At 51.2% G+C, this 5,454-nt stretch carries 3 protein-coding genes and 1 pseudogene; all 4 read right to left on the minus strand.

Annotated elements, in window-relative coordinates; all coding sequences use genetic code 11:
- Positions 1-103: 103 nt before the first annotated feature.
- A complete protein-coding gene (locus tag F2P46_RS38950; RefSeq protein WP_368737993.1) occupies positions 104-655 on the minus strand; it encodes a WYL domain-containing protein in 552 nt (183 codons plus the stop codon).
- Between the two features lie 304 nt (positions 656-959).
- Positions 960-2,825, minus strand: a complete 1,866-nt coding sequence (locus tag F2P46_RS35390; RefSeq protein WP_166899154.1) for a UvrD-helicase domain-containing protein — start codon at positions 2,823-2,825, stop codon at positions 960-962.
- Entirely contained in the window at positions 2,822-5,170 is a 2,349-nt protein-coding gene (locus F2P46_RS35395) for an AAA family ATPase (protein ID WP_166899156.1), read from the minus strand. The genes F2P46_RS35390 and F2P46_RS35395 overlap by 4 nt, the downstream gene beginning before the upstream one ends.
- A gap of 163 nt (positions 5,171-5,333) precedes the next feature.
- Positions 5,334-5,454, minus strand: a pseudogene (locus F2P46_RS35400) (IS1595 family transposase); the annotation flags it as partial.

Genomic DNA, 5,454 nt, shown 5'->3' on the forward strand with positions numbered 1-5,454 from the left:
ATGGACTGAAATGAAGGAATAGCCTTTGCCGAGGCCGTCAGGCTGGCCCGAATCTTTGAAAAAGTGCTCATCAAGGCGCCCGTTTCGGCTCGTTAGCGTCGCCTCACGACGTTTTGCAAGAGGCTCTGAAGTCCCGGAACTCCCCTTTCAAATGGCAGTACGCACGGGTATGCCAGCGCCTGCCAACGCGTACCAGGCTATGCGGCGAGATTGTTCTCCGGTGCGGCCGAGGGGTTGTCAGCGATCGATACTCGATGTCAACTGCGCGCCCCATTTGAACGGCTAACAGCAGCGTAGAAAAAAATTGCGGACGCGGCGTGTACAGGTCAGGATAGGCCGCCCAAAGAATGTCCTCTCCAACGACGTTTTGTTTAGCCACTGGTAACCCAACCAGGACAACGTACCGCGAAATACTGTCAGCGACATGTATCGACGACTTCGCCCGAAAAAAAGCCGGGGTCGCAATGTGGCTCCTGCTCTTTGATTCCCAGCTCATCCATAGCGGATGAAGTTCGCGAAAGTCGCGGATCCATTCGCTCGCCCGTATCGAACTGAGGCCGAAGAGCGCGCGCAGACGCGCATTGTTGAGCCGACCTTCCCAGGTGAGAAGGGTCAGCATGATCGAAAGTCTGCCTTCTTGGTCAAAGGAAATCATAAGCCAATTTAATCATATGTTTAAACATAGCATACGGTAAAACATATGATGATGCAATGTCAATTCGTGCAACGCCCGCTTACCGCTGCGCCTGACGTGAGACTCGCCTGATGACTTAAGACTGCCATCCGAGCACGGCTATCCCGCATGCATCGGCTTGCTGTCGCTACCCCAAACGGTTCTGCAACTCGAACACGCAAGGCCCGCATAGGGACGGCGCGCAGGACTGTTTAGCGACTGCCCTACTGAACCAACGGGCTGCGTCCGGCACGGCTATTTGAACGACGATTTCGCTTCAACTACATCAAACCTTTTGAACGATCTCGTCCGGCGCGAACCAACCCTCGGCTATTACGAAGTCATAAATCCGCTGTGGAGCCGTTGAGTAAGCAACCAACGCCAAGCTCTTGCAAGCTCGACTACACGTTACGTAGAACAATCTCCGCGTACTCTCCACAGTCTTATCGCCGGTCGATTTTCCTCCAAACAAGTCTCCGTATTTGAAGCTAAATCCCCGCGCCTCTTCATCGTCCATGATTACCATAACGCGTTCAAATTCCAACCCCTTAACGCCCTGATGTGTATCAAAATGTGCCACGCCAGACATATAGGTAGCGAATGGCTCGACTTGGGTGAAGGGGGCGGCCAGGAAAGCTGTGACTGCAACGTCGCGCTCATCCTCAGAGGAATCGAGCATAACTTCTTCCTCAACGTCCCGCTCAGAAGGCGCCTGCGACATTAAGGCATGTGCCTTCAATACTTCCGGGACGTCAAGAAGGTTGTGCGCTTCGATGCAGCGAAGAACATCAAGTAGAGATGGATTGCCCCCTGCATCCCACAATTTCATGAGCGTGTCCATGGCCATCGACACATTCTTCAAGTGCGCTTTTGTATCGCCCGCATTGCGAAGTGCGTCTGGAGTTAGGAGCGGCGAGCAGGCCTTCATGAGACGGGTCACGGTGAAGTTATCTCCTGCTGCTTTCGCGGTCACAAGTGGTAGCACCTCCTCAGTGAAGAACCGAGATATTGGGAGCTTTCCGTCCAGGAAGCTAGTACGCCAACTCTCGACGCTGTAGAGCGGCGCAAACATGTCCAAGAAGCCCATTCGAGAAGCTGCCATTCGATGTTCTAATGTAAGACTCTTGTAGGACTTCTGCTCCCTCCAGGATTGGTCCTCCGTTAGCTCAGCCATATGATTGGCAATGGCTTGCTCGACTTTAGATTTCTCCGGCGTATCGCTGGGCAAGATAAAAAAACGGACGGTTCCTTCAACAGCATCAATTCGCGACTGCTGTTGCTGGGTGTCTGCCGTGCTCCTCACCTTATTAATCAGTGTGACGACACGCTTGGGACAACGGTGATTCAATTTTTTTCCAGGCGTAGCCCAATCAGCCGGCAAATCCCTGCCCAACCCCTCTTTGCCATCGTTATAAATCCGTTGCATCATATCGCCAAGTAAACCGAGAGCGAACCGCTGCTTCTGTTCTTTCTGAACTGCAAACAATGCATCGATCAGATGCTTATTAGTATCCTGACTTTCGTCAATCAGCAGGATTGGGTAGCGCCCCACGAGAATGCTCTGCATCGTTGGCTTGCAATTCAGGAAGTGCGAAGTTAGTTGAAGTACCTCCGAGTGGTTCAAGGCATCTCGACCATGATTGTCGCCTGTCGGGCTGTAAACGAAACGTGTTATGTTATTGAGATTCCCCAGGCGCTTTGTCTTGGATACGATCTTGCCCAGACGAGTGACTGAAGCTTTTGTACCCTGCCGGCCTTTTGCTTCATCCACATTCAGTTGAACGATGTCATCGGCAAGTTCAACTCGCAACCACTCTCGAATATCATTGTTGAGTCCATCAATGAGTGACCAAGCGAAGCTATGGATCGTGCTGACATCGATCAGCGGATCAAAATTTAACCGGCGCTTGATCTCGTCACTGGCGGCATTCGTAAAGGTGATAACGCCCACGCGTTGCCCCCGCATTCTTAGGGTATCGCCAAAGTTTTTTTGCACGTGAACGAGGGCATTTACTAGCGACCTCGTTTTCCCTGATCCAGCCCCGGCGAACAAGAAAAAACTTCGCAATGAAGCCAAATTCAAGCAATTAGTTATCTCAGCGTCGGCTGGCGCATCTATGTCGACCCCTTGATCCTCATTGACGGCACTCATTCTGCAGCCTCTAGCGGCTTGCCGGTCACCATATCTTCTTTCCGCTTAAGCTGAATTGCGAGCCATAGCAGTCCTGTATGAATGTATTCAGGCATTTTCAACTCCTTGATTTCCTCACTGAGCAATAGGTCAAGAGAGAATTGTGCTTTGCTGCCATCCTTCAGCGCGGAGCGGGCAGACTGAGCAAGTTGCGCTAGGTCCGTTGAACTATCGAGCGCAGTACGGAAGTCTGAAATGAGCCCGCCGCCAGGAAGTTTTTTGAAGAGTTCGATATTTTGGTAAAGAAGCGCATCTTCAAACGTATAAGCTAACGCTTCCGCAGCTATAGGACTTTTGAAAGTAACGGTAAGCGGCTGCTGATAGGCTACTCGAATGGAGTATCCTGACGGATCATTAATTGCAAGTTCGTCGGCCTTCGCGTCAAGAGCCGCATCTAGAGAATCCTGCTTCGGCACCCACGTCTTGATCGTTTCATTTCGGGTCTCCTGCCCAGTTGCACGCTTCGGCGCAGCATTCTTGCCGGTCGCAGAGTCCTTAGCGTCTATGTCTGTAATAATCAGAGTATTTAGACCGAGGTGTTCAATGAGAGGCCTTAGCCGGTGCGCGTGGCTACCGCCGATTTCCAGCCACGTAACGTAGCAGCGCCGGAGATAGGCGTACTCTTCGCGTGAATCAATTAGGTGCGGTACCAAAATTCGCTCGGCGGGCCCTTCCACTAAAATGGCGCCATCAGCAAAAAAGAGATCACAGTGCGTCGCCTTTAAGTAGCGCTTTACAAAGCGTTCAGTTGGGCCCTCTCCGCCAAAAACCTCGGACAAATTCACGACTGAAGAAACAGGCACTGCGCCGACCACTGACAGTGCTGGTAGCCTCCTAAAGTATCTCAATGATGCGAAATCAGCCGCATGTGCGAGATGGCTCGAGTGAGTGCTAACGACCAGCTGTGTTCTAAGGTCTTTCGATCCCTTTAGCTTGTCGTGCTTACGAAGCACATCATATGCTTGCTTGATAAAGACCTGTTGGACTTGCGCATGTAAATGCGCCTCTGGTTCTTCGATCAATACTAGATGAAGCGGTGGCACATGATTATCGTCCGGCGACGTAGCAAAACTCGCCTTTCCAACCATCATCCATTTATCCCGAAAACTCATCAACGCGAAGACGATCGATACTAAGTTCTGATATCCAAGTCCATTGGATTCTTCAGGAAGTTTGTGTGCCTTTGCTGCACCTGCCAAGTTAGTTGGGATTTCATACTGCACAGCGGAATTATGATTCAAACTGTCGATAGGCCTGACATTGGTAGCCAAGGTAAGTTTCGGATCAGTAACCCCGGGATAGCCAAGTTCATCCAACTCTTTGAGGGCCGCTGCAAAGCTGTCCGCAAGTCGCGCTCCAAATGCGGTTTGGGCATTATGCAACGCTTGCAGCGCCTGAATATCCTTCGGCTCTGGTGTATCGAAAGGGTCAAGATGTTGGGTGTAGTACGCCCGTAGTTGGCTGGAAAGTTTCCTACTTCCACCCTTATCGTCCAATTCATCTACCACGGGATCGCTGCGTGATCTGCCCAACGACGAAAATCCAAATCCCCGTTGCGCACTAATCTCATCAATTCGAATGAGGCCACGAAATGGATCTCCCTCTACAGGAACGCTGCCGACAGGTAGGTCTTGCGGAGCCGCGATGCCATTCTTCGGGATGACGAGTTTAGCTGGGTCTAGTAGGTAAGCGCGCACTTCAAACGAGGACCGCATTCGTCTTGACAAGAAATCGACTAATGAACGAGGCCAAAGTGTGAACGGGGAAACACCTGGCGCTGCTGCAACCGAATCGGCGCTGGTGAGGTCGCCTCCGGTCGTGGGCTCGGACGTTAATGCGTCGTTCGCTTGCGACATCACCGCTGCTGCTGCGTTTTTTGCAATTAGATAGTCTTGCCGAAGCGCTGAAGCCTCTTTCGGCTCGAAGCGCAACCTGACTCCGATACTCTCGCCATTCCAGTCGAGGGAAGGCAACAACTTTTGCACGTAGTGCAGCTCATGCATTGGTACATTGAGCCACACATCAATGAAAGGAACTACTCCACCCCAGTCAAAAATCTCTGGCTTATCTTCAGCCTTCGCGTTTTCCCATTCAACGCCAGCGCTATCGATCTTGAGCCAGTGCGTAAGAGTAAAGTCGTTGATCGAGAAATCCCCTCGATCCACCAAAAATCGCCGCAACGCAACCATTGCCGCCGTCTTACCACTGTTATTAGCGCCGACAAACACGGTAGTTTCCTCGGCAAAATCTATACGTACAGCCTGAAGTTTCCGAAAATTTCCAACTTCGACATGCTGGATTTGCATTTAGTTCTCCAAGGTAGCAACGCGTCTGTGCACAAAAATTCTTAGTGATACTTTACAACATTGCCAGCTGGAAAAGCGATATTAAGAACCGATTCGCTCAAATATTTCATTCACGCACAACCAGCCATCTGCGCCATGTTAGGATTCGCATTAATTAAGGTGATTAGCGCTGATCTTCAGCTAACCGACACCACGCTTCGGTTCGGTTGCCCGTGGCGACAGCAGCGTACAAGAGGCGCGTCAAGATGGTCGACAAATCGAAGCGCCGGTTAAATCGATACTGA

The organism is Massilia sp. CCM 8734 (genome assembly GCF_011682155.1).
In the GTDB taxonomy this organism is placed as follows: Bacteria; Pseudomonadota; Gammaproteobacteria; order Burkholderiales; family Burkholderiaceae_D; genus Telluria_A; species Telluria_A rubra.